Below are 26,816 nucleotides of genomic sequence, written 5' to 3' on the forward strand. Positions count from 1 at the left end.
TGCTCTAGTTATTCTTTAGGTAATTCTCAAAGGCTGTCATACACTAAAAAGCATGATTAAAAATAATTAAATACGTCGTTTTTCAACATTAGAAATAATATAACGTTCGACACTACGATTTTAAGTAAAGACTAACGCCAGTCCTTTACACAACAGCAATGGTTACAAAATAATAGCGGGAACTGGAGGGATATGATGCAGACACTTCTTTGAGCTTGGAAAAATTAAACTCTATTCTGTTTCAGACGTCAATAAAAAATGTGAAATAATTCCTTTTATTTTACAAACCGGCATTAAGGAGAAGAAGCCATAGGCGAGGAAGGCGATGCTTCTTCTGAAGGAGATTGGGCAGGTTGGCTTTTAACGACTTTTTCTGCCGCGCCATGTCCGGCTTTTTTTGCAGCGGAGTTATCGAAGAGGCGTTCGAATTTCATGTCTGGATCATTCCAGCCACCTTTCATGCGATAACTCACACTGGCGACTTTATCGACCTGCTTTTGAAAAATTTTACTGACGAGGTATACACCGGCAGCCGCAGGCAAACCTGCTGCCATGGCGGTGAGTAATGTGAGATTTCCTCCTACCGGCAAGGTGGCCACTAAGGTGGTGTCCATTTGTTCATTGATCAAATCAATACTGCCGGCAATTTTGAGTTTACTCGATGGGGTTTTGGCCGTTACAGGACGAATAATTAATAAATCCCCTTCGGCAAATTCTAAATCGCCATCAATTTTATCGAAGGCCATTCCTTCTTGATATAGGTCGGAAAAATCTAAGCGCAAGCGTCGTGCCCAAGAATCAAAGTTAAATAAGCCAATTAATCTCAATACACCGTCACTGGCTGCATTGGTGGAATTAATAAAACGACCTCGACGAATATCGACGGATAAATCCCCAATTAATTTATTGGTATCAATCGCCGCTGGTGAGCCTGCCCACACAAGGTTGGCATTGAAGGTGGCTTTTTGGGTTTCCAACATAGGGGGCTTATCCCACGCGATTAACACCTCCTTCAGATTATTGGCCGTTAAACGCCCAGTAAAATGAGTTTGATAACCGCTATCGGTTTTTAGCCACTCAATGACTGCACCGGCGGTTTTTGCGTTGGCATTTGATGCATTCTTTTTACTGGGTTGCTCACCAATCACCATTCCTCTGATCAAAGCATTTAAGCTCTGAATTCTCACGCCTTGTTGCATCGGGCGCATTTCAAAGGCCCATTGGCCGTAATCCTCCTCCCCGACTTTAAATGAGGCAACCAAAACATCCATTGCAGGTAACACTGTGACATCGACATCACTGAGCGGATCTTTCAAGGGTTGGGATTGGAGCGAGGGTGAGGGTGCCGAATCAAACTGGGATTCAACATTGGTATCGGCCAGCGCGCCAGCCAATAAAGTATCGGTTAATAATACTTGGTCAACGGCAGGATTAATGGCTTCGCTGGGCTGAGCCGGCGGGATATCTTCAGTGGCAATAATTTCAACGCTGGCGGTGTCTTCATTTTCACCAGGAAGGTGTAATCGATCAAAACTCAGTTGCAATGGCGCACCACTGATTGGAATGGCAACACGCCCACTGGCAATATCGCTCGCGATATCAAAAGTCCAAGCTTCAGTTTCTTGTGCCCCTGTCACTACGACATTATCCACGGCTAAATTACCGAGATAGGCGGTATCGAGCTCCATCGTAATGTGCGTTTCTAAATTTTGAGATTGATTGCCCGGCTCGCTATAGAGTGTGCTTACTGAGATGTATTGCTGAATGAAATCAACCCAATCGGTTAACACAAACTGGGACAGCTGCCCGCCAATATTGAACACACCATCTGCCATGATCGGTGGGCTATGAAGACCAATCGCCCCCTGTGTTAATTGCCCCCGATTGATGTCTAAACGGGCATGAATAGCGTTATTCATTTGGAAATCGTAACTCATACCTTCTTTTTTAATGGGGATTTGCAGTGCAAAATCGGCCGGTGTCGCTTTAGGTTTTCCTAAAGGTTCTGGTAAGGCTATTTCGACGCCTTCCAATGTTGATTGGATATTCAATTGCGCAAGCGCATTGGTTTTATCGGCCGGTATCGTCAGTGTGCCTTGCACATTACCCGTGCCATCGGCGAAAGCCAGTTCGGGCCGCCGCGTCCAACTCATGAGATCCGTCATTGCGACATCACCCGCAAAATGCACAACCGTATCTCGTGCTGTATTCTTTGTTGGCTGGTTCAGCGGGCTCATAATGGTGGCATTTACGGGTCGCCCCCATAATTCGCCGCGAATACCATCGCTCGTAACGCCGCTTTTATTGTCGTAAATCAAGCCTCCCTCAAGAGACTCAAACTGTAAATTTAAGTCCCCCATTCGCAATGTCGACTCTTCAAACGAAAGCGATACACGCTGAGCGTGTTCTGCCGCATCTTTCTGCAAAGGTACGGTTAAAGATAAATCACCAGCGACTTTGCCGGTCATAGACCATTGTTGAAACGTTTCACCCAAAAACGCCTGTATTGGCGATTCGTTAAGAAAGCGGATACCGTCTTTGGCCGGGCCAGAAATGCCGGCCTCGACAGTCAGTACAGGCCCGGCTGCCGACGTGGTATCTACCAGTACCGACCCTGCATTGAGCTGCGTATCCCACACTTGCCCACGCTCTACTGCGGCCGTCACCAAGCCGTTATCCAGTACCACTTCGGCAGAAACGTTCTGTAATGCTGGCCAGGGTGCTTGATAGTTTAGGTCTGCGTTCTTCGCATCCAACCATAATTGAATGGCCCTTTCAGCGGAGTCACCACCGGCAAGTCGTCCCCGATAAATAAAGCCACCTGCGTCAACTTCTCCTTCGCCAATGGCATCGGATAACCACTGGGTCAATTGAGGGTGAACGATAGAAGGGGTGTACTTTTTGTAATCCTGAGCAGGTCGATTCTCCAACCCTACGATTAGATTAAAATCGGAAGCGGCGGTGCCCGCCTTCCACGGTAGGCGTAAACTGAATTGGCCGATAATGGGAGGGGTTGAGTCTGTAATTAAGGGGGATTTTCGCTTCTGTGCCAGCTTGTCACTCGTTTGAGCCTCGGGTGATACTTGTGCTTCCGGAAACATTTGTGCTTCAGACGATAAGGACTCTTTGATCACCAGCGGGCCACTGTGAACATAAACGGTATTGTCATTGGGCCGTAAATCCCACCCCACACTGCCTTGAGCGGTCTCGAAAACCATAGGGTTATCGTATACCCCCTTAAAGAGGATATCGAAACCATTGTGGCTGTTAATGCGCACATGGCCTTTCATGGCCTGGGTTTCGAGATAGCCATCCAATTGATTGACGGCAGGCGCTCCGCGCCACGCATTGGCTCCCACTTGACGAAGCTCTGAGCGCATCACAAATTTTTTCGGCTCAGATTGTGGGATGGTCGCTTCCACATGATGAAGCGTGCCACGAGGCGCAAGCTGACTTAACGTCTCTGCTAATCGCCCTTCCGTCATGCCAATCGTTCGGGTCAACTTATGGAGAAGTTCAAGGTCCACACTGGCAACGTTCACAGACCATATTTTGTCGTTACTGCGACGCGCCTGAATATTCACATTCTCAAGTGCCGCATCTGGCCACTGCACCCCCAAGCCTTGTAGCCCAAACCAAACCGCAGCACCTGAATCGCCTTTTAGGGAATTTCCAAGAAGAGGAAGTGAAGGTTTACGATACCCACCGTAAAAATCCGTTTGCACTCGATTAGGGAATGCCCATTTGTCTTGCCAATACAACGCATCGGTTTCTAAAGAGACATTACCTTGAAAAGTGAAGTCTCCACCGCGCGGACTGTCTGCCCACACTTTGACACTCAGGCCGTCTTCGTTTTGAGGAAGAGAATGAAAAGAGAGTTGATCAAACTGAAAGACCTTACGCAAACGACGAAGGGGTAACTGCTTTAGTTCCAGATAGGCCTTCATGGTGCGCTGGCCCGTATCTCTCGGATCACCTTGCGCTTCCATAATCAAGGTCAAGGCTTCCCGGCCCTGCACAGACACTTGCGCCGATAATCGATGAAAATCACCCTGATTCTCAAACAGCACATGATCAGCAGAGATCGATAGTGCACGTCCATTAGCGTCTTGTAAGTCGAGTGTTAGGTCTTTGAAATCAATGCTTTCAGCAATAAGAAAGACATCCATCGGGTCGTCGATGGTTTGACTCCCCCCACTGGTGTAAGAGCGGTCGGTTTTTAACCCAGCAATAGCCCATTTTCCCGAATGGGTTCTTTGAAGACGAATATTGGAATCCGAGAGTTCAATATCACCCCAAACCAAGCGCCGCTGTAACACGCTTTGCAATAAATCTAACGAGACCGTCGCTTGCCCTATATAAAGCGAGGGAGAAGGAGAAGAAAAGAAGGAATACACCGAAGACAAATCTCGCTTTCTCGTCCGTTGGCTCTCTGGCAACTGACCCTCTGATAACTGACCCTCTGATAACAATAGGCCCAAATCCTCTAACCAAGTGTGTGCCGGGCTGCTTTGAGGCTCTAATGGCGCTGCTTTAGATGAAGCTGTTGTTGATGCATCATCTAGAGAAACAGAAGAGGCCACTTCTGAAACAACAAGACCCGAAGAAGAAAGCGCTGACAATGCACGTTGAGAAGCCTCTTGGGTAGAAGGGGCTGACTGACTAATGGCATCCGCCTCAGAGGGATAAAGACGGATACCTGAAACCCTTAAGGTAGGCACAAAACCAGACCAAGTGGCTTCAAGCTCATTAATGGTCACCTGAGCACTGAGTTGCTCAGACAGATATTCACCTAGGTATTCTCGATAATGGTTTAACTGCGGAGACAACTGTCGCCCCAATTGCACAATAACGGCAAAAGTAATTACCAATAGGGCGCACAAACTCCAAAATCGCCTTGCCGTTACCCGCAAAAACTGTGTCATTCCAGCTACTTAACCTTTACCGCTGTTACTTACTATATGTTACTTACTGTATGTTACTTACTATACGTACTGTCCATCCTTATGCTTCCTGCCTACCCTGCTGTTCAATATTTTACGTTGCTTACGAGTGCGGCAGTGACGGATTTTCCTAACTTAACCCCTGCACTGGCTACATACGTGAACAACTTCTAATTTACGCCCACTGAATTAATCGTTGCTGAAGGAAGTGATCGTATATCAAGCAAATTGATCCTACTTTTAGACCGCTGCATGACGATTGGTTTCTCCTCAATATTGCCTCCTTCTAAACCGATTTCCCTGAACTCTATTCACTTAAGGCATAGATTGATAAAACATGGCACCTAAATACTGGTACTTATATCACCTGAGACTAAAACCAAGACTACAAAGGAATAATGTCAAATTGCTCTTGGTTATAAATACCCTCTACCTGGAATTGAATGGTACGACCAATAAATTCTTCCAAATCTGCCACGTTGGCAGATTCTTCATCCAGCAATCTATCCACCACAATTTGTGATGCCAACACTAAAATCTTTGAGGTCTCATACGTGCGCGCTTCCCGAAGAATTTCCCGAAAGATCTCATAACACACAGTCTCTGCACTTTTTAGGGAGCCCCGACCAGAACACACCGGGCAGGGTTCGCACATCATTTGCCCTAAAGACTCCCGCGTTCGCTTGCGCGTCATTTCCACCAATCCCAATTCTGATACTCCTGTAATACTGGCTTTGGCGTGATCTTTCTCCATGGATTTTTCCAGCGTGCGTAACACTTGGCGCTGGTTCTCCGTTTCTTTCATGTCGATGAAATCAATAATGATGATGCCACCTAAGTTTCTGAGCCGTAATTGACGTGAAATGGCCGAAGCCGCTTCGAGATTGGTTTTAAAAATGGTCTCTTCTAAGTTTCGATGCCCCACAAACCCACCGGTATTCACATCCACAGTGGTCATGGCTTCGGTTTGTTCGATAATCAAATAACCACCCGACTTAAGCGGGACTTTGGTGGTCAACGCTTTTTGGATTTCGTCTTCCACCCCATACAAATCAAACAGCGGACGCTCACCGGGGTAATGTTCAATTCGGTCGACAATCTCTGGGGCATATTTACCACCGAAGTCCACCATTTTGCTGTGAACCTCACGGGAATCGACACGAACCTTCTCAATGTGCGGCTTGACCAAATCACGTAGGGTGCGCAGAAACAAAGGTAAGTCTTCATAGATCACCGCCGGCACCTTCGATTGCGCAATGCGGCCCGATAAATCCCCCCACAACCGTTTAAGGAAAGGGATATCGGTGATGAGCTCCTCTTCCCCCGCCCCTTCGGCCACCGTACGAACGATAAACCCCCCTTCGGGTTTGTCTTCCACTTTTTCGACCGCCTCATCAACTACATTGCGTAAACGCTCACGCTCTTGCTCATCTTCAATACGTGTCGAAATACCGATGTGCTCTGTTTTTGGCATATACACCAAATAACGACCCGATACCGAAAGGTGAGTGGTCAGCCTGGCACCTTTCGTGCCGATAGGATCTTTAGTGACTTGCACCACCAAAGTTTGCCCTTCACGTACAATATTGCGAATGTCCGGCACTTCTGCTTGCCGGTTTTCCATGCCATTTTCATCCAACGGCGCAATGTCAGCCGCGTGAATAAAGCCCGCGCGCTCCAAACCAATATCCACAAACGCCGCCTGCATACCCGGCAATACGCGCACGACACGCCCTTTGTAAATATTGCCCACAAACCCTTTATTTTGGGTTCGCTCTAAATACACCTCTTGCAACACGCCATTTTCAACCAACGCCACACGTGTTTCGGTGGGGGCCACATTCACCAACAATTCTTCACTCATCCATTTATCCTTATGGAGCAGCCCTTTCGCATTTGAAAAGGCAATACTCTCTGATTCTCGACGTATTTTTATGATTTATTTTTTATAGTGTATTTTTGATGACGTATTCTTGATCACCTAATACGTTTGGCTTTTATGAAGGGTTGCTGACCCGTTTCACTGCTCTCCTATTTCATTAGGATCATTCTGCCAAATCGGTATGTTGTATTCTTCACATAATTGCACAACTATCTCCAAAGGAAGACCAACCACATTGGTAAAACTGCCAGAAATTTTTTCCACAAAAGCAGAACCAAAACCCTGAATACCATAGCCACCGGCTTTATCTTTCGGCTCGCCCGTTTTCCAATAAGCTTCTATTTGCGCATCAGAAATGGGCCTCATCCAGACATCCGTTTTTGCCACACGAGTCACTTGCTGATATTCAGCCTCTTCCAAACCTGGGTAAATTAACGACACGCCGGTATAAACTTGATGCACCCCGCCCGACAAATGACGCAACATTGCCATTGCCTCATCCAAGGAGCTTGGCTTTTCTAAAATGCGTCCTTCACAGGCAACCGTGGTATCAGAGCCCAATACCGGTAAACGCAATCCTTCAGCGGTAGCCACCTGCCATCCGGCTTGCGCTTTGTCTGAAGCCAAACGTTGCACATAATCAGGCGCCGACTCATCGCCCCCAAGTACTTCTTCACACTCAGCATTAATTTTACAAAACCGTACTCCAATTTGACGCAATAACTCTGCGCGACGTGGCGACTGAGAAGAGAGCAGTACATCCACATTATTCATCGTCAACATTTGTACTCCGAATTGTCTACCGTCGTGGCGGTTAAGAAAGGAATGGTTCTTAGAAGGATAGCGTGGTTAAGGTCGTTCAATTCATCCGCCACATGAATTTCCACCATATGAATTTCACGACTTACATAACGATATTAACGATGGCGATAATACAGCCGTAACCGCTCCAACAAGGTATACGCTACCGGCCACAGTAACGCACTGGCAAATGCTGGCAAGAGGAAGTCACTGGGCACCGCTGAGTGCCCAGTGAGGTTGTGAACCCAATTCACAAACAGTTGGTAAATACCCACGATCACAAAAACCCAAAGTGCCTGCTGCCAGGGCTCATAGGTACGAATTCTCTGATATCCCAAAGCACAAATATACGCGACTACGACCATCGCCAAGGCATGCTGACCAAGAATGGAATGGGTGATGAGATCCGTAAGAAACCCCAGCAACCATGCTGCTCCAATACCCATGACATGGGGAAAGGTCATTGCCCAGTAGATAAATACCAACGGGATAAATTGAGGGCGCAACCAGGCAATCTCTAATGGAAGCGGGTAGACCGTCAATAACAATGCAATCGTAAAGGTTGAGAAGACTAACCAGCGATTGGGGGATTTGGCCGTATCCACCTTATATCTCCGCCTCGCCGTCGGTGATATCGGTAAAGTCATCTATAGGCATGGTGCCACGCTGTGCCTGTGGTGACGCCGATTCAATAGGCTGTCGATTGGAAGAGCCATGATTAGAAGAACGAGGATCAGAAGAAGGTGGATCAGATGGCCCCGGCTTGTTCTGCGGTGTGGACGGCAATAAATCTGGGGATAGTGACGGCAAGACTTCACGCTTACTAAACACCAATAACACATGTCGACTACGATTGAGTTGTGCTTTGGGCACAGCATGTACCGTCGCAAAAGGTTTACCGGGATCATGAATGACCTCTTTCACTTCTGCCACAGGGTACCCTCTTGGAAAGCGCTGTCCTAATCCAGAACTCACCAGTAAATCACCGACTTGTACATCCACCGTATTCGACACATGTCGTAATTGCAGCCGGTATAAATCGCCTACCCCTTCGGCAATAGAACGAACACCGTTACGATTTATTTCTACAGGAAGTGCATGGGTACTATCTGTAATCAACAACACTTGGCTGGTAAAGGTATTCACTTCCGTCACCTGCCCCATGAGCCCTTCTGCATCCAATAGAGGCTGACCAAGGTAAACACCATCCCGCCCACCTTTATTAATGACGACTTTATGGAGCAGAGGGTCCGGGGAAACGCCGATTAATTCCGCAATAAGTACTCGATCTTCGATTAATTCTGCGGAGTTCATTAGCTCCCGCAACCGCACGTTTTCGGTCACAACCGCTGCCATGCCCTGAAGTTTGCGTTTGTGAATCAGTAATTCTTCTCTTAAAGCCTGATTTTCTTCAATTAATTGGTCTCGGGTAACGAGGTGCTCTTCACCCCATTCACCAATGCGTGCAGGGATATTGGTTAGCCAGTAAAACGGAAATGAGACAGAACCAATGTAAGCTCGGACGGGCTTAAGGTAAGGGGTAAAGGTATCCAGCATTACCAGAGAAAATGATACCAATAACGCCCACAGCGCAAATCGGGATAACTGTGATGGGCCTTTGGTAAATAGCGGCTTGATGGCTATTAACTCCGATGAAAAAAGAAACGATCTTTATTGCATTACTCTACTGTAAAACTGTGAAACCACCCAAACTGTGTTGAGTGGTTTCAAAAATGCCCTTTCACCATAGGTTAGTAAAAAGCACGCCAGTCAAATAGTATCGCGTATAAAGAGAATTAACTTGAAAGCAAATCAATACGACGCGTATCCATCACTTCCATCGCACGGCCACCGCCACGTGCCACACATGTGAGCGGGTCTTCCGACACAATCACCGGCAAGCCGGTTTCTTCGCTCAATAAACGATCAATATCACGCAACAACGCACCACCGCCGGTTAACACAATTCCGGTCTCGGCGATATCTGATGCCAATTCTGGTGGGGATTGCTCTAGGGCACTTTTCACCGATTGCACAATGCCAGCCAATGGCTCTTGTAGGGCTTCTAAAATCTCATCGCTGTTGAGCGTAAAACTTCTGGGCACCCCTTCGGCAAGATTGCGACCACGCACATCTATCTCGCGGACTTCGCTACCAGCATACGCACAGCCGACTTCTTCTTTAATACGCTCTGCGGTGGCATCACCAATCACACTGCCATAATTACGACGTACGTAATTCACAATGGCCTCGTCAAAACGATCCCCGCCAATGCGTACCGAATCAGAATACACAATACCATTTAACGAAATCAGAGCAATTTCGGTCGTACCACCCCCAATATCCACGACCATTGAACCGCTAGCCTCTTCAACACGTAAACCTGCACCAATCGCCGCCGCCATGGGTTCTTCGATTAAACGCACTTCACGAGCACCTGCACCCAACGCAGATTCTCGAATGGCTCTTTTTTCAACTTCTGTGGATAAACACGGCACGCAAATCAAAACACGTGGGCTCGGCTGAAACCAACTGCTCTCGTGAACTTTGCGAATAAAGTGCTGAAGCATTTTTTCCGTGACTTGGAAATCCGCAATCACACCATCTTTCAGTGGGCGAATCGCAGTGATATTACCCGGTGTTCTGCCAAGCATACGCTTCGCTTCAACACCGACGGCCTCAACAATTTTTTGTCCATTATGATTACGAATCGCGACCACAGAGGGCTCGTCCAATACAATTCCTCTGTCACGAACATAGATAAGGGTGTTTGCGGTACCCAAATCGATTGATAAATCGTTTGAAAACACACCCCGCAAACGCTTTGGCATCAACATATATAAAATTCACCTTCAGATAGTGAGGTGGCGGAAAATACAACCCCCAAAAACCCCGAATGGACATAGATCATTTAAGTCTTACTCAGTGTAGACGACATGTATGTATCATTATGTAGTAACTACCGTAAGCAGTCACTGTATATGGTTACCACCTGCATTAAGACGGCACATACCGTACTGCACTCTCCAATTTAACGATGGATTAATCGGCCAGCAACACAAAAATATGGCGTAATAATAAATGGCAGGAACTCTATCAATGGCAACGACATTGAGCAAGACGCAAAAACCGGTTTAAATAATATCGACGAAATTAATCATTAGGGTGCTTTTGAGAATTTAATTTCAGTACACCGTCCTCTTCGTCCAAAAAAACATCAAGCTGCACAATGTGCCTGCATTTAAGAACCAAATCAAAGAAGCTGCTCTCTCCTTTCACACACGACACTCTCCAAAGGCATAACACAAAGATTCCCCACGAGAGAAAGGAAGTTTTGAAGGAAAAATACAAAAATAATTCCCCTCTCCATGATAAAAATCTGATTAAAAATCATAAAATTGCAACTTCCGGTGAAATTCTATCCGCCAATTACTTTCATACCATCGCCCGGGTGAGTAAAATTCGGGGCTTTACGAATAAAAAGTAAGAAAGACTGGCCTTGCCGTAAATCCGGCAAACGGTTTTCTCAATATTGGAGATCCATGTGGAACGCTCAGACATTCTAAAACTGGCGGAATTGGCACGCATCGAAATTACCGATGCCACCGTTGATGAAGTCGCCGCACGCTTAACGGACGTACTGGCCTTGGTAGACCAGTTACAAGCCGCCGATACCGATTCAATTCGCCCGATGGCCCACCCGCTTGATGCCGTCCAAACGTTACGCGCTGACACCATTACCGAATCCAATCAAAGGGAGGCGTTTCAAGAAATTGCCCCTGCCACTGAGAACGGTTTGTACCTCGTGCCTAAGGTGATTGAGTAACCATTTTAGCCTTGCCCTACTCCATTCATTCTTCCTCGGCCACCTTAAGAATTTGATCGAGGAAGAAAGTAGAGTAAGAGAGTAATAGAAAGGGCAAGAACGAAAAGACAAGAAAAGAGAGAACGTTTTATTCAATCCCATTGCGCACCGCACAGGATTAACGCATGCATACAAAAACCATTGCTGAACTCGCCGCAGGCTTGCGAGCAAAAGAATACACCAGTGTTGAATTAACTCAGCATTTTCTCAATCGAATTAAGAATCTCGACAGCCAATACAACAGTTTTGTGTCGATCACTGAAGAAATCGCTCTCGCCCAAGCCAAAGAAGCCGATGAGCGCCTGGCTAAAGGAGACGCCAATCCACTTTGTGGTATCCCCATCGCCCATAAAGACATTTTTTGTACCAACGGTGTGCGAACGGCTTGTGGCTCCAAAATGTTAGATAACTTTATCCCGCCTTACGATGCCACCGTGGTGGAAAATCTTCGGGCGGCCGGTGCAGTGATGTTGGGTAAAGTGAATATGGATGAGTTCGCCATGGGCTCTTCCAACGAAACCAGTTTTTATGGCCCAGTAAAAAACCCATGGGATACCGACTGCGTGCCCGGTGGTTCATCTGGGGGTTCTGCCGCTGCAGTCGCCGGTTTATTGGCCCCTGGAGCCACCGCAACGGATACCGGCGGTTCAATTCGCCAACCGGCCAGCCACTGTGGTCTTACCGGTATTAAGCCCACTTATGGTCGCGTTTCACGCTGGGGCATGATTGCCTTTGCCTCCAGCCTCGACCAAGCCGGGGTGCTCACTCGTTCCGCCGAAGATGCCGCCATTATGCTTTCCGCCATGGCCAGCTACGACGACAAAGACAGCACCTGCATTAATCAACCAACCGAAGATTATACCGCCACACTCGGAAACTCCTTGGACGGACTGCGAATCGGTGTACCCAAAGAATACTTCGGTGAAGGTTTGCGCCCAGAAATTGCGGAACACGTCCGTACCGCGCTGAAATGGTACGAAGGCCAAGGCGCCACTTTGGTGGATATCGAGTTACCTCATACCCACCTGTCTGTACCTGCTTATTATGTGATTGCACCAGCCGAGTGTTCAGCCAACTTATCTCGCTTCGACGGGGTTCGGTACGGCCATCGTTGCGACGATCCAAAAGACTTGAATGATCTGTACAAGCGCACTCGCGCCGAAGGGTTTGGTGATGAGGTTAAACGTCGTATTTTGGTCGGCACCTATGCGCTCTCTGCGGGTTACTACGATGCTTACTATCGCAAAGCCATGAAAGTTCGCCGTTTAATCAAGCAAGACTTTGATCAAGCATTTGAAAAAGTCGACGTTATCATGGGCCCCACCACCACAGCACCGGCGTTTAAGTTCGGCGCCAAAGGCAATGACCCTGTCGCCATGTATTTGGAAGACATCTACACCATCGCCACCAACCTAGCGGGCCTACCTGGGCTGTCGATTCCCTGTGGTTTGGTCGACGAAAAACCCGTTGGCTTACAAGTCATAGGCAAAGCCTTTGACGAGGGCAAACTATTGAACGTTGCTCACCAATATCAGTTGGCTACCGACTTTCATCAACTTACCGCACCCGGCATCAAATAAGGAGCACAATGATGGAATGGGAAACAGTTATTGGCCTAGAAGTACACGTACAACTGGCCACCAAAACCAAAATTTTCTCCGGTGCGGCCACACAATTTGGTGCAGAACCAAACACCCAAGCCTGTGCCATTGACTTGGCCATGCCCGGCACATTGCCCGTGGCCAACGAAGAAGCCTTTCGCTACGCCGTGATGTTCGGCTTAGCCATTGATGCTGAAATCGGGAAAGAGTCGGTGTTCGAACGTAAAAACTACTTTTACCCCGATTTGCCCAAAGGCTACCAAACGACTCAGCTGGATCAGCCCATTGTTGGCCCCGGTAAAGTGGACATCACCCTAGACGATGGCCGTACCAAAACAGTCCGAATTCATCATGCACACTTGGAAGAAGATGCCGGTAAATCCTTGCATGAAGATTTCCACGGCATGAGCGGAATCGACCTTAACCGCGCCGGTACCCCGCTGATTGAAATCGTCTCCGAACCCGATATGAGCAATGCCGAAGAGGCTGTGGCTTACGCCAAAAAGCTGCACAGCATCGTGACTTCACTGGGTATCTGCGACGGTGAAATGAGCCAGGGCTCCATGCGTTTCGACGTGAACATTTCCATTCGCCCGAAAGGGGAAGAAAAACTGGGCACCCGCACCGAAACCAAAAACCTCAACTCCTTCCGCTTTATGGAAGAGGCCATCGCCCTTGAGGTAGAACGCCAAATAGAGGTATTGGAAAGCGGCGGCAGTATTACCCAAGAAACCCGTCTGTACGATGGTGATACCGGTAAAGCCCGTGCAATGCGCAGCAAAGAGGAAGCCAACGACTACCGTTACTTCCCCTGTCCAGATTTGCTACCGGTCGTGTTGGATGAAGATTACATCAATGCTGTGCGCGAGCACTTGCCTGAAATGCCGGAAGCCCGCAAAGCGCGTTTTGCCAGCGACTACAGCTTGAACGATTACGATGCCGGTATCTTAAGTTCTGACCGAGCAACCGCCGACTACTTTGAGCAAACCGCCAAACTCAGCGGTGATGCCAAATTGGCTGCCAACTGGGTGATGGGCGAAGTCAGTGCTAAGCTCAACGCGTCAGAAACCACCATCACCCACAGCGTGGTGAACGCCGAGCAGCTGGCGGGTGTGATCTTGCGAATCAAAGATGGCACCATCTCAAGTAAAACCGCGAAAACCGTCTTCGAAGCCCTCTGGAATCAAGAAGGCGACAGCGCAGACGCCGTTATTGAAGCGAAAGGCCTCAAGCAAGTCAGCGATACTGGTGCACTGGAAGCCATGGCCGACGAAGTGATCGCCAACTCGCCGAAGCAAGTCGATAACTACAAAAACGCCGCTGAAGACAAACGTCCGAGAATGCTTGGCTACTTTGTTGGCCAGATCATGAAGGCCTCTAAAGGCCAAGCCAATCCACAAGCGATTAATGAGATTTTGCTGAAAAAGCTGAACGAGCTGCTTTAACCCTCTACACAGGCTAAGTTGTAAAAATCGCATTCGATCAACACCCCCAAGCCTCAGAAATTTGGCTTGGGGCATTACGAGGTAAAAGAACATGTCCTTAAAAAAAGACAAACAAAAAGTACTCGGTGAAGTCTTCGACGACGAGCGCGTCAAATCGTTTTTAGAAATGCAGCCACCTGCGGGTGTTAATGCCGATTTTCACTTACTCGAGAAAGCGTATCGCGGCATGAAAGTCGAGAACTTCGATACCTTCGTAAAATTTTTCCAAGAAGATGGCCGTGATGTTAACGCGGTTGGCCCAGAAGGAAAGACCATGATTGAGCATATTGTTACGCACCGTTTAGGCAACGAATATGCTGATGTACTGAAAAAATACGGCGCTGCCACGGAGTAAACTCACACTATGCATGGCGAATTACTGCGATCTCGACCGAATAATCTCGCCACCGGCGCCTCTTATCTAGTCGAAGGGGCCCAGTTGCTGATGATGAAGAAGTTTCGAGCCTTCATCATCATCCCCATTCTTATCAATATTCTTATCTTCCTCGGCACCACTACCTTTATGATCAGCTTGTTCAGCTCGCTGATGGATTATTTGATGGGGTTTATTCCGTCTTGGGAGTGGTTTAGTTTTATTGCCGATATACTGGCCGTGATTCTTTGGGTGCTACTCGCTGTACTGCTTGCCATTGTATACGGTTACAGTTTCAGCATACTCACTAATTTAATCGCCGCCCCTTTTTACGGAATATTGGCTGAAAAAATCGAGCACCATTTAACCGGAAAATCACCACCCACTGAAGCACTACCCGCAATGATCGTGAGAACCATCGGTCGGGAGCTAACAAAAATTTGGTATTTTTTGGTTCGTGCCATCCTGATTTTTTTACTCAGCTTTGTACCGCTTATCGGATTGGTAGTGCCTGTGATAGCCCTGGCCTGGGGGGCATGGTCAATGAGTATTCAATACAGTGACTATGCTGCCGACAATCATCAATTGCCATTTAAGTCTTTGCGCAAAAGCTTATGGACGCAGAAATTCACGGCCGGAGGTTTCGGCGGGCTGATCATGCTGGGAGCGATGATTCCAGTGGTAAATATCTTCGTGATGCCCGCAGCAGTAGCCGGTGGAACCATTATGTGGGTAAGAGACCTTAAGCAAAAAGCCCATCAAATTTGATGGGCTTTTTCAATTCTGACTTCCAAAACATTGAGTATTAGAAGCGATGCAAAACACGTACAGAGCCGTCAATATCAGCCACATCAACGTAGCCAATCAAAGATGGGTTCTCGGATACCATTTTGATGACTTGGGCACGATCTTTTAATTGAACTGGCGGAGTGCCGGAGCTGGTGAATAATAATTGTGCCCAATGGGCTTTCATTTGCTGACGACTCTTATTCAACAAATCAGTCTCGAAATCAACACGGGTTTCATCCCCTTCCGGCGGAACAACCGGTAAAAGTACAGTGCCATTTTCCAAAGCAGTTACTTTGCCCAAAAAAATGCTTTCTAGAGCCTGCTGATCCACATCCATATTATTGGAAGGGTGGACAATCACAGCACCTGCCGCTAATGCAGCACTGCTCGCACACAATACGGTCATACCCAATGCGGCTTTTAACGTTGATTTCAAAACGGTTTTCATATTCAAGTCCTTTACCTCTATCTCGCTTTGGCGCTCAACGGGCACACTCCCATGCCAATTTCACTCAATCCATACTTTTCAAAGTTCGGTGATTCACCTGAACCTGACTCACAAAGGGATGAGCACCACTCAAATTCGTTACGGGTAACTTTTCAAAAACGACTACTTATCTAGACAACTACTTGTCAAAGTAACTGGCTCTCAAGCGCTACTTATGCTCCAGAACTACTGTGCACCAAAACCACTACTCAATAGCTCCACCAAAGAAGGCGCGGGATTCTATCCTGAATCGAATCAAAATCCTAACCAAATCGTCAACTTTTTTAATGAGCTCACCGTTTTGGTCGCAAAGGATAGTCTATTGATTTGAATTGATCATATAAGGATCAGATTTGACATACCGCTGCCTAGATCAAAAGTTTGAACATCTAGACAAGGATTATGAAACGCAGAGAAAGAATTGCGGTAAAGTTCGCAAACAGTAAGGAGACTATGTCGGCGTGTATGGAATAGCCTAGCGGTCATTAAAAGAGGTACATCAAACAAGCGAACACACGGCAACTTCCGTCGTCATGCTTTCATTCTACGATCAAATTATGATCAAAAAGAGGGAGTTTACTGTGAGCAGTGATGGTTGCGATCAACAGTTACTATCAACAATTGATATCAAGAACGACCATTTACAATAACTGCTCACAATAAACTATTCATAATAAACTACTCGCAATAAACTTAGGCTATGACAAATTAATTACCGTAACTCAGAAGGCGTTGATAACGCTTTTCAAGCAATTCATCAATCGGAGTTTCTGCAAGCGTATCAAGTTGATGAGATAAACGCTCTCGCAAGCGCTGGGCCATAAGATCCATATCCCGGTGCGCACCGCCCATTGGTTCTGGGATAGTTTCATCCACAATTCCAAGCTCTTCCAACACACTGGAGGTCACCCCCATGGCCTCTGCGGCCAACGGGGCTTTTTCTACGGTTTTCCAAATAATATTGGCGCACCCTTCCGGGGAAATCACAAAGTAAGTGGCGTATTGCAGCATGTTTAAGTGGTCACCCACGCCGATAGCCAACGCTCCTCCCGATGAGCCTTCACCAATCACCGTACAAATAATCGGTGTACGAAGGCGCGACATCACCGCCAAGTTTTGGGCAATAGACTCAGAAATACCACGCTCTTCCGAATCAATTCCAGGGTAAGCTCCCGGAGTATCAATCAAGGTAATCACGGGCATCTTAAAACGCTCAGCCATTTCCATTAAACGCAGAGCTTTACGATAGCCTTCGGGCTTGGGCATACCAAAATTTCGCATGACTTTTTCGTTAACGCTACGCCCTTTTTCTTCGCCGATCACCATCACCGGCTTGCCGTCTAAACGAGCAATACCACCGACAATCGCTTTGTCATCCCCAAAATGGCGATCACCGTGCAGTTCATCCCAGTCAGTAAACACTCGCTTAATGTAATCAGTCGCGTAAGGACGCTGAGGGTGACGGGCCACTTTTACAATATCCCACGCACTTAAGTTGGAATAAATACTTTCCGTCAGCTTTGTACTTTTATCGCGCAATTTCGCAATTTCTTCACCGATGTTTAAATCATTGTCGGTACCTACCAACTGCAACTCTTCAATCTTCGCTTCAAGGTCTGCGATGGGCTGTTCAAAATCGAGATAATTCGGATTCATTGCAACGTATACTCGGTCACCAGTTGAATAATAATTTAAGCTATTTGCAACTTAAATTGAGTGAGATCTAAATGGCAGGTAAAGATACGCTATTGTACAGAAGGCGTCGACCTTTGCTGTCCTAAATACTTAGGCTCTTTACCGGTTTGTCCAAAATAGCCATTTAAAATAAGCACTCAATATCAAATAAATAAAACAATTGAAATGCAAAAATATCACGAAAGGCCAAAATTTTCTTTCGAGAAACCATTACTCATACACTAATTCAACATTGCGCTTGCCCAATAACCCTTTTAAGGATTGCACTAAGGTGTCATCTGGCTGTACACGCCATTGTGGCCCGAAGATAAATTTAGCTCGGGCCTCTGGGCGGAAATATTCTACCAAAATAGGACACCCGCCAGACTCACCACAAAACGGAGACAAGGTGTTTTGTAATGCACCAATCAACGATTTATTCATATCGTGGTGCAACTGTAATTTAATGCCACGAACTTTGCCCATACGTGCGTCATCCAGTGAATGAAGCATATCCGCACGCATCTTTAAGCCGCCACTGTAATCATCATGGCTGACCTGCCCTTCCACTACCAATAACGCATGATTCACAATTTTATCGGCGCATTCTTTATAAGTATCCGCAAAAACGGTGACATCAATTCTGCCCGAACGATCATCTAATGTGAGAATACCCATGGTATCGCCACGCTTGGTTTTCACCGTTCGAGCGGCCACCACCAACCCGGCAACCGTTTGTGACTTTTTCTCTGGTCGAAGGTCCGAAATACGACTAGAAACAAAATGCTGAATTTCTTCCACATATTCATCAATAGGATGACCAGTGAGATACAGCCCTAAAGTAGCGTCTTCAAAATCCAGCCGCTCTCGTAATGTCCATGGTGTTGTGTTCAAAAAGTCTGCGTATACGTCTTCACCACCGTCATCGTTGGGTACCAAATCACCGAACAAATCAAACATCCCCGCATTCGCATTGGCGGCGCTTTGCTCTGCAGCCTTTACCGCTTCTCCCATCGCAGCAAACATGATCGCCCTGCTATGATCAATGTCATCATTCGGGCCAATACTGTCTAACGAGCCAGAGCGAATCAGTGCTTCCAACGCCCTTTTATTAACCTTACGCGGGTCAATACGAGCACAGAAATCAAACAAATTTTTGAACGGGCCGTCTTTTCTAGCCGCAATAATATTTTCAATCGGCCCTTCTCCTAATCCTTTAATCGCCCCCAACCCATAAATAATGTTGTCCTCACCATCAACCGTAAACTGATACTCACCACGGTTCACATCCGGCGGTAAAGGCATACGCCCCATCTCGCGACACTCTTCGATAAAGGTCACGACCTTGTCGGTTTTATCCATATCCGACGACATGGTGGCGGCCATAAATTGAGAGGGGTAATGGGCTTTCAACCACGCCGTTTGGTAAGACACCACCGCGTACGCAGCGGAGTGAGATTTGTTAAACCCGTAACCGGCGAACTTCTCCACCAGGTCGAAAATCTTCATGGCAAGCTCTGGGTCGACCCCTTCGCTTTTCGCACCAGCCTCAAACGTGGCGCGCTGCTTGGCCATTTCTTCGGGCTTTTTCTTACCCATCGCCCGACGCAATAAATCCGCACCACCGAGCGAATAGCCCGCCAACTCCTGAGCAATCTGCATCACCTGCTCTTGGTATACGATCACCCCATAAGTAGGTTTTAAGATGGGCTCCAGTTTTTCGTGCTGATATTTCGCATCCGGGTAGGCGACTTTCGCGCGTCCGTGTTTTCGGTTCACGAAGTCATCCACCATGCCCGAATCCAAAGGCCCAGGGCGGAATAACGCCACCAATGCGATCATGTCTTCAATATTGTCAGGCTGAAGGCGTTTGATGAGGTCTTTCATACCACGAGATTCCAACTGGAACACCGCTGTGGTTTGGGCGGCCTTTAACAGTTTGAAGGTTTCGGGGTCATCCAAGGGGATTTGGTTGATATCCAACGGTGTTTCGCCGCTACCCCTGTGCCCCTCATCGATCATTTTCACAGCCCAATCGATAATAGTCAGCGTTCGTAATCCCAAGAAGTCGAACTTCACCAAGCCCGCTGATTCCACATCGTTTTTATCGTATTGGGTCACCAGGCCCGAACCATCTTCATCGCAATATAAAGGCGCAAAGTCGGTCAGTTTGGTGGGCGCAATCACCACCCCCCCGGCATGTTTGCCCACATTTCGGGTAATACCTTCCAGCTTTAAGGCCATTTCCCAAATTTCTTGGGCTTGCTCATCGCCTTCTACAAACTCACGTAAAGGTTCTTCCTGATCCCACGCTTTTTGCAATTTCATCCCTGGGTCGGCAGGAATCATCTTCGACAGCTTGTCTGCCAAGCCATAAGATTTCCCTTGCACCCGCGCCACATCGCGCACCACCGCTTTCGCCGCCATGGTACCGAAGGTAATAATCTGTGATACCGCATCACGACCGTAATTATCCGCCACATAACTGATCACTTGATCGCGATTATCCATGCAGAAATCGATATCAAAGTCAGGCATGGAGACCCGCTCGGGATTCAAAAATCGTTCGAAAAGCAAGTCATACTGAAGCGGATCGAGATCAGTAATTTTTTGCGAATAGGCCACCAGCGACCCTGCACCCGACCCCCGGCCTGGCCCCACAGGAATATCGTGATCTTTCGCCCATTGAATGAAGTCCATCACGATTAAAAAATAACCGGGGAACCCCATCTGCATAATGATGTTTAATTCAAACTGTAAGCGGTCGGTGTATTCTTTTAATCGGTCGTCATAATCACTGGCGTGCTTATCCGGCAAGATGGTTTCCAACCGTTCGAACATTCCTTCATAAGAGATTTTTTCGAAAAACACGTTGGTTTTCAGCATGTCCCGGTAGGCATCCGTTTGCTCTTTGCCTTCCCACTTTTGCGTCATTGCCTGAACGGCATACTCCTCTAATGTGTCGTAAGGAATGTATTGCTGAAAGAAAGGATCTTCCCGAAAGTTATCGGGGATGGGGTAATCCGGCAGGTAATAATTGCCCAACTCAATATCAAGATTACAGCGCTTAGCAATTTCGACGGTATTTTCCAGCGCTTCTGGGATATCCGAAAACAACGCCGCCATTTCTTCTGGGCTTTTCAAATACTGTTCTTCGGAATAACGACGCTCTCGCTTCGGATCATCTAAGGTACGACCTTCCCCGATGCACACACGGGCTTCATGGTTCTCGAACTCATCGGAAGATAAAAAGCGAACGTCATTGGTGGCCACCACCGGCACCTGATACTGGGTAGCGAGATTGACCGCCGCGTGCAAGTAGGTCTCATCGTTTTCACGACGGGTACGTTGCAGCTCCAAATAGAAGCGCCCAGAAAAATCCCGCAACCACCCCTGCAACAGTGACTCCGCCAATTCAGTATTGCCATTGAGTAACGCCTGCCCCACATCACCAAACTTACCTCCAGAAAGTGCAATCACACCCTCACTGTGTTCGGTAATCCACTCCCGTTGCACATAAGCCACGCCTAAAGACTGCCCGTGCTGGTATCCTTTCGATATCAACTCGGTGATATTGCGGTAACCCTTCGGGGACATGGCCAACAACGTAATCAACGCAGGTTTCTGCCCTTCGCGCTCAATCCAAAAATCGGCACCACCAATGGGCTTTATGCCCGAACTCTGTGCAGCACCATAAAACTTAATCAATCCATAGAAGTTAGTAACATCTGTTACCGCCACCGCCGGCATCCCCAACTCCGCCACTTTCGCCACTAAGGGCTTGATGCGCACGATGCTGTCGACAAGAGAAAATTCGGTATGAAGGCGAAGATGAACAAATTGAACGGGCATAAGAAAATGTCTACATAATGGGCAATGGCACCACCTAACAACACAGTTGGCGCCGAGAAAGCTGGTGAATAAGTAACCGCAACAAGGTTAATTCTTGGGGGAGTATAACAGAAAGAATAGGCCTTTCTCTTACACAAAGGGAGAAGTACCGAGTAGCACACTTAAGCATATCGAAAGCATAAAAAATGCTACACCACCGGCCCGAGCAATAAACGAACACAACACCCCGCCCAAAAAAGGTTTCAATAATTAAAAAACTCTGCTTTTCTTCAAAAAAAGCAAATTAAATTATCAATTAAAACAAAAAAATAATTTAAAAAAACCACATTTCCAGATTGAGTTTTAAACACAAACCCCAAATATAAATTACAACCAAGCAAACCCAAAAAAACAAACTTAAAAAAAGGAACTCAAAAATGAAAATTAATTTTGACCGAGCCATGATCGAATTAATTCGCGAGATACGAAAGAAAGTTTCACCTGAAGCAAAACCTAAAATCAAATTCGCCAACCCTGAAATTTTTGATGAATTAAAAGTAATCTACAACAAAGAATCAGATGTCATCCTTAAGGCATTAATTAAAGAATTATTCACAAGAGCCGGTGATAAATGGCTTGAAAAACTAGAACCCGCCTCTTCCACTGCAACAGAGAAAAGTGATCATCAGACCAAGGTCTATCGTGGACAAACCATGCTGGTTGAAAAACGCCCCAAGGACACCTCAACCAAGAAAAAGCGAACTCGGGTGTATCGGGGGCAGGTAGTTGAGTTTTGATACCTTTTGCCTCTCATATTTGACATGTCATCTTTTTTTAGCACATGAACTTTAACTGAAAAGGCTATAAAAATCTCAAATGAAAAGGTCAACACAAGATAGACTTTAACATTCCATGAATTATCTTCAAAAATAACAAGCACAAAAACCTTAGCAAAAGTTAACGGAATATTTTTAACATTACCTATACTAAGTTAAGAAATCACCTCCCACTATATGCAGCAAAATCATGCCGAATAGTTTTTTTCTCCAATTCCCCCATAATTTTTAGCGCGTAATCTTGCTTATCCGAAAGAACTCTATTTTCATCACAAAACCCTTGATCACCCCAATTACTTTCATGAGTTTCATCACTTCCAAACCAATTCTCCCAAATAGACTTAACGACAGACTGATTGATTTCAACAAAATCAGATGAACTGACCTTAAAACCACGCCAACTTTTTGAAAAATCTTTATCAAATTGACTCACTCCATATTTCTCTATAAGTTTTTGATAATTATGGCTATATTTACATACTGCCTTATTCAACTTCTCATAATCTTTAAAATATCCACTCACTGGCCTACCGTAATCATCTAGAAAACAATAACTCCTACTCATAAAAACATTACAATTTAATTGAGACTCACGTATATTCGTTTTAATTTCAGAGATACTTTTATCTGAACCCATTTTACAAACCATAAAGACACAATTTTCCAATCGGTCCTTTACACGTAAATTACTCAAACGCTCACTCACTTTCTTAATAAAACCAGGCAGCAACCAACCACCCGCCCACGCATCTCCTCCCCCACGCCCATCGCCGCCGACGTCATCTCCATGGGAAAAAACAAAACAATCCAAGACATCATCTCTTCCCAAATTAAAATTAATATTAGATGAAGAACACTTTCCAGGCTGACGAATAGACGCCCCATCATATATATAAAAATGACTGCGACTTCGATCACCCCTGCTATTTTTATAAAAATCATAAAAAATAGGATTATTTAGAACCAACATAGCTTCACTATTAAAATAAATATCATTTTCTTTAGAAGACTCAGCTGTATTCACTTCCAAAAAAAGAACATGCCTAGCCATAAATCCTCCATATTAAAAGCACACTCAATAAACCAATCCCAAAACCCACCGAAAAACCTCAATAAGAAATATTTAACCCCCATATCTCTTCTTAATTTTCTCTCTCAACAGATGAAAAACATTGGCATGACAAACCTTATAACGCTGTGTTTTTCTAACATCAAACTGTGAACCTGACATACTCATTTGAGGCCCAAGCGATTTATAGGTATCTTCTCGAATAGCATTAACATTCGCCATTAATGCTTCCGCTCGATTTTTCCACCGCCCCTGCTCTGGATGAATCAATGAGAACAAATACTGATCATCTTCACTATTCGTAATGACCTTAATTTTTTTACTCAATGCTGGCTGAGAAGTTAAAATGAGAACATTCGTGTAAGCGGAGGCAAACTTAGTCAACTCACCCTCAGGTGTGGTAAGAACATCGGCTATGGTTAACACTTGGTTAACTAATTGAGAAACCAAACCGAGAGCAGGGCCCCCTCCGGCTAATTGACCAATACGCAATCCAATATTCGTAAGATGACAGGCAATATTAACAGCTGATTTATCGCACATAAGTTCAGCTCGTTTTGCAAACTGAATTGCAACCGTTTTCGCATCTTCCTCTAAGAGCAGGCGCCATTCCGATGACAACCGATCTGTATTAATACCTTCCATCCAGTTATGGCCATGAAGATTGGGATAATTTCTCGTTGCATTGTAAACGGTTTGAATTAATCCGAGTGCATCTCCAACTAACCCTGAAATAGGGTTAACTGCATCTTTCACACTTTTACCGACATGCTTAGTGCCAACACTCAGTCCTTCTCTTGTTGCAGTAGAAAAAGTATTTAACTGCCCCACTCTAGAGCTATCAGTGCTAAGTGTACTAATACGCCATGCAGAGGCTCCTATGGATAAATTTGATAGTGTTTTACCTCCTAATTCCGTCGCATGTTCCAATAATTTCTCTGTCGTGCCTAAGTAAGTTTTTACATGCTTCGATTGTTTTGCAGTTGTTAGCATTCCTCCTGCATCCTGCGCAGGAGCAATATGCTTCTCAATTTCTTTAAGAGCCTGTGTAGAGTTAACCATTTTCTAATACCTATGATTTTATTATCGAGAATTAAACACTACGCTCAACTTCCAAAATCGCTATCCACTCCGCCAACAATCGACCCATAGCGGTATCACGAACACCAATACTGCTCAATATTTTTGCCGAATCCTCATAAGCCAACCTCAAACTTTTAGAATTTTTTCTTGGCTTCGCACCTACATGATCGGGCACACCCATTTCTTCATTTTTTTCTCCCACTTCAACAAAACTGACTGACCGAACAATAGCGTTAGCACCGCCTCGCCTTAAAAGAAAGTCACACACCATACTTTCTCTCTCACCTTTACAATTATTCTTACTATAAGCCTGCCGCTCTAGAAGAACTCTGACCAATGCGGTTAGCTTTACTCGTCGAGGATCACCCTCCGCTTGATCAAGTTCAGACCGCCTAGCAAAATAATCGTCTTTTAGTTCTCGAATTTCAGATATTTTTTTATCTTTAACAACACTATGCACCTCTATTTCTTTTGCATCTACCCAACCTTCATAGCGTTTTCGATCAGAGCCAACCGTACTTACCCACACCTGCTCAATTCGATCACCCCATGGACCGATAATAATATTTCGGTCTTTTTTATCCATTGCCTCAGTTAACAACTGCCCTTCATTAAGTGAAAGAAGCGTTTCCTGTGAAGCTTCATTAGCCCTTAAACTTCCGGTTGTAATCATTTTATACACTCGCATATCCACCCCACTTTTATTGTTTATTAGAGGACAATACGCCTACACACACTCCGTAAGGCACCCCGAGTAAATTTATTCAATTAGATTAATTTGTAGATACAATCGTAAAATCTTAACCACCCCAAAATAATACAATGTCTTTTTTGATAACTACATCACAAAAAATAACAAGCCATCACAGCTCATTAGACTCTAGTTCTTTGAGAGAAGCATTAACCTCGGGTATAACTCTAATGATTGAAAATGTGTTGACACTTTTTCTATTTTTTCCAATTTTTTGTCTATATGATCATTAAATTGCAACAATCCGATAAAACTATTTACAGAAATTTCCGGAAGTCGGAATAGCGCTTTCTGGTGGTAGTATTTCAACTCATTAATCAGTGAAGAAAATCGTTCTACTTTCCATATCGCTTCACCGTCTAAAGCATGCTCAACAAAACTCTCATACCCCTCATGAATTTGAAGGTTATGCACCATCAGATAGACCTCTAATGTTTTTCCCCAACGAGAGAGCCCTTTTACTAGAATATGTATATCATACAAATAGGTCGGTAAATCACGTTCACTTAATCCTTGTAGATGCTCAGCATTAAACGTTATCAAGACTTTAGGGGAGGGTAAAAACCAAGACCCTCTTAGCTGCTGGAGTTGCCATTTAGTCTTTGGCATGCAGTCACCGATAAAATCGGCAGGAATAGAGATAGGCTCAAGCAATTCACTTTCGCCATATTGACTAATCATTTTTGTGACGGTAGCTCCTGAGGGTTGATTGTGCCCAACCACCAACAACTTACGAATGTGTTTTTTTCTTAATGAAAAATATCGATAAGCTACTACCGCAATTGCTACAAGAAAGGCAATAATGGCAAGCCACCAAGCAACACTGGTTAAAACACTAAGGAGACTAATCGATTTCACATCGTCCATTGAAATAATAAAGCGCAAAATAGTAAACACAATGGCGCTGACTAGAAAAATATTACCCAAAATCATTGCTGATAATGCAGTTTGCTTTTTCATAATACGGCCTCCACTTTCATTTGCCCGGGCTGCTGAATGGTAATAATTCCTCCCCACATACACGTCAATAGACTGTTCTTTGTCAGAATCGGCATATTGGCTAATAACACGGTAGGGTCGCCAGGCACCCAGGGGGCTGGTGTAGAAGGGATACAAGGCATTGGCGTAAGAGCACCTAGCGCCGCAGCAGTAGCAGATGCTGTTGGCGGAAAGGCTAAAGAGCTACATGGGCCAAAAGGCAATATATTTTTTAACGGTATATGATCTTTTATATTGGCACCCGGTGCACCTTCAAGCACACGATTTTCTGGCGTGACGATAAGAGCACTCGGCGCAGCGCCAAAGGTGCATTTTAATGTTGCACCCGCACACACACACTGGGGCATA

The 26,816-nt window shown here is 45.8% G+C and carries 20 protein-coding genes; 6 read left to right on the forward strand and 14 right to left on the reverse strand.

The features are described 5' to 3' along the window. Positions 1 to 293 precede the first annotated feature (293 nt). The 6 genes from LU351_RS03565 to LU351_RS03590 form a co-directional block, all read right to left on the reverse strand. The gene (locus LU351_RS03565; protein ID WP_232592648.1) at positions 294 to 4,925 is read right to left on the reverse strand and encodes a YhdP family phospholipid transporter; all 4,632 of its coding nucleotides are present in this window, start codon (positions 4,923 to 4,925) and stop codon (positions 294 to 296) included. Positions 4,926 to 5,328: 403 nt separating this feature from the next. Beyond that, complete coding sequence (rng, locus tag LU351_RS03570) at positions 5,329 to 6,807, reverse strand: ribonuclease G (RefSeq protein WP_232592649.1); 1,479 nt, start codon at positions 6,805 to 6,807, stop codon at positions 5,329 to 5,331. A 156-nt stretch (positions 6,808 to 6,963) separates the two neighbouring features. Continuing rightward, entirely contained in the window at positions 6,964 to 7,608 is a 645-nt protein-coding gene (locus tag LU351_RS03575; protein WP_332840136.1) for a Maf family protein, read from the reverse strand. Between the two features lie 134 nt (positions 7,609 to 7,742). Continuing rightward, on the reverse strand, positions 7,743 to 8,231 hold the full coding sequence (mreD, locus tag LU351_RS03580; protein WP_232592651.1) for a rod shape-determining protein MreD: 489 nt from the start codon (positions 8,229 to 8,231) through the stop codon (positions 7,743 to 7,745). 1 nt (position 8,232) lies between these two features. Further along, complete coding sequence (mreC, locus tag LU351_RS03585) at positions 8,233 to 9,270, reverse strand: rod shape-determining protein MreC (RefSeq protein ID WP_332840137.1); 1,038 nt, start codon at positions 9,268 to 9,270, stop codon at positions 8,233 to 8,235. A gap of 152 nt (positions 9,271 to 9,422) precedes the next feature. Further along, a complete protein-coding gene (locus LU351_RS03590; protein ID WP_232592792.1) occupies positions 9,423 to 10,457 on the reverse strand; it encodes a rod shape-determining protein in 1,035 nt (344 codons plus the stop codon). Between the two features lie 713 nt (positions 10,458 to 11,170). On the opposite strand from LU351_RS03590, the gene gatC reads away from it, so the two are divergent. From gatC to cysZ, 5 genes are all read left to right on the forward strand, one after another. Continuing rightward, on the forward strand, positions 11,171 to 11,452 hold the full coding sequence (gene gatC / locus LU351_RS03595; protein ID WP_416053926.1) for an Asp-tRNA(Asn)/Glu-tRNA(Gln) amidotransferase subunit GatC: 282 nt from the start codon (positions 11,171 to 11,173) through the stop codon (positions 11,450 to 11,452). Positions 11,453 to 11,616: 164 nt separating this feature from the next. After that, a complete protein-coding gene (gatA, locus tag LU351_RS03600) occupies positions 11,617 to 13,071 on the forward strand; it encodes an Asp-tRNA(Asn)/Glu-tRNA(Gln) amidotransferase subunit GatA (protein WP_232592657.1) in 1,455 nt (484 codons plus the stop codon). An 11-nt stretch (positions 13,072 to 13,082) separates the two neighbouring features. Then, a complete protein-coding gene (gatB, locus tag LU351_RS03605; RefSeq protein WP_232592794.1) occupies positions 13,083 to 14,537 on the forward strand; it encodes an Asp-tRNA(Asn)/Glu-tRNA(Gln) amidotransferase subunit GatB in 1,455 nt (484 codons plus the stop codon). A 91-nt stretch (positions 14,538 to 14,628) separates the two neighbouring features. Next, positions 14,629 to 14,931 (forward strand): PA4642 family protein, encoded by a 303-nt coding sequence (locus LU351_RS03610; RefSeq protein WP_232592659.1) that lies wholly within the window; start codon positions 14,629 to 14,631, stop codon positions 14,929 to 14,931. A 9-nt stretch (positions 14,932 to 14,940) separates the two neighbouring features. Beyond that, positions 14,941 to 15,717, forward strand: a complete 777-nt coding sequence (cysZ, locus tag LU351_RS03615) for a sulfate transporter CysZ (protein ID WP_232592661.1) — start codon at positions 14,941 to 14,943, stop codon at positions 15,715 to 15,717. A 37-nt stretch (positions 15,718 to 15,754) separates the two neighbouring features. On the opposite strand, the gene LU351_RS03620 is transcribed toward cysZ, so the two are convergent. The 3 genes from LU351_RS03620 to dnaE form a co-directional block, all read right to left on the reverse strand. After that, positions 15,755 to 16,186, reverse strand: coding sequence for a type 2 periplasmic-binding domain-containing protein (locus LU351_RS03620; RefSeq protein WP_232592663.1), 432 nt, complete (start codon positions 16,184 to 16,186; stop codon positions 15,755 to 15,757). A gap of 747 nt (positions 16,187 to 16,933) precedes the next feature. Then, on the reverse strand, positions 16,934 to 17,881 hold the full coding sequence (gene accA, locus LU351_RS03625) for an acetyl-CoA carboxylase carboxyl transferase subunit alpha (protein WP_232592665.1): 948 nt from the start codon (positions 17,879 to 17,881) through the stop codon (positions 16,934 to 16,936). 249 nt (positions 17,882 to 18,130) lie between these two features. Then, positions 18,131 to 21,751 (reverse strand): DNA polymerase III subunit alpha, encoded by a 3,621-nt coding sequence (dnaE, locus tag LU351_RS03630; protein WP_232592666.1) that lies wholly within the window; start codon positions 21,749 to 21,751, stop codon positions 18,131 to 18,133. Positions 21,752 to 22,167: 416 nt separating this feature from the next. Between dnaE and LU351_RS03635 the strand changes: the two genes are divergently transcribed. Next, positions 22,168 to 22,527 (forward strand): hypothetical protein, encoded by a 360-nt coding sequence (locus LU351_RS03635; RefSeq protein WP_232592668.1) that lies wholly within the window; start codon positions 22,168 to 22,170, stop codon positions 22,525 to 22,527. A gap of 202 nt (positions 22,528 to 22,729) precedes the next feature. Here LU351_RS03635 and LU351_RS03640 read toward each other — a convergent pair whose 3' ends face one another. From LU351_RS03640 to LU351_RS03660, 5 genes are all read right to left on the reverse strand, one after another. Beyond that, the gene (locus LU351_RS03640; protein WP_232592670.1) at positions 22,730 to 23,617 is read right to left on the reverse strand and encodes a hypothetical protein; all 888 of its coding nucleotides are present in this window, start codon (positions 23,615 to 23,617) and stop codon (positions 22,730 to 22,732) included. Positions 23,618 to 23,689: 72 nt separating this feature from the next. Beyond that, positions 23,690 to 24,697, reverse strand: a complete 1,008-nt coding sequence (locus tag LU351_RS03645) for a hypothetical protein (RefSeq protein WP_232592672.1) — start codon at positions 24,695 to 24,697, stop codon at positions 23,690 to 23,692. A gap of 31 nt (positions 24,698 to 24,728) precedes the next feature. Beyond that, the gene (locus tag LU351_RS03650; RefSeq protein ID WP_232592673.1) at positions 24,729 to 25,391 is read right to left on the reverse strand and encodes a hypothetical protein; all 663 of its coding nucleotides are present in this window, start codon (positions 25,389 to 25,391) and stop codon (positions 24,729 to 24,731) included. Between the two features lie 207 nt (positions 25,392 to 25,598). Then, on the reverse strand, positions 25,599 to 26,429 hold the full coding sequence (locus LU351_RS03655) for a hypothetical protein (protein ID WP_232592675.1): 831 nt from the start codon (positions 26,427 to 26,429) through the stop codon (positions 25,599 to 25,601). After that, positions 26,426 to 26,815: a DUF4280 domain-containing protein gene (locus LU351_RS03660; protein WP_232592680.1), complete on the reverse strand. Its 390-nt coding sequence runs from the start codon at positions 26,813 to 26,815 to the stop codon at positions 26,426 to 26,428. Before LU351_RS03660 ends, LU351_RS03655 begins: the two co-directional genes overlap by 4 nt. Position 26,816: the final 1 nt, after the last annotated feature.

This window comes from Marinibactrum halimedae, from assembly GCF_021234875.1.
GTDB lineage: Bacteria > Pseudomonadota > Gammaproteobacteria > Pseudomonadales > Cellvibrionaceae > Marinibactrum > Marinibactrum halimedae.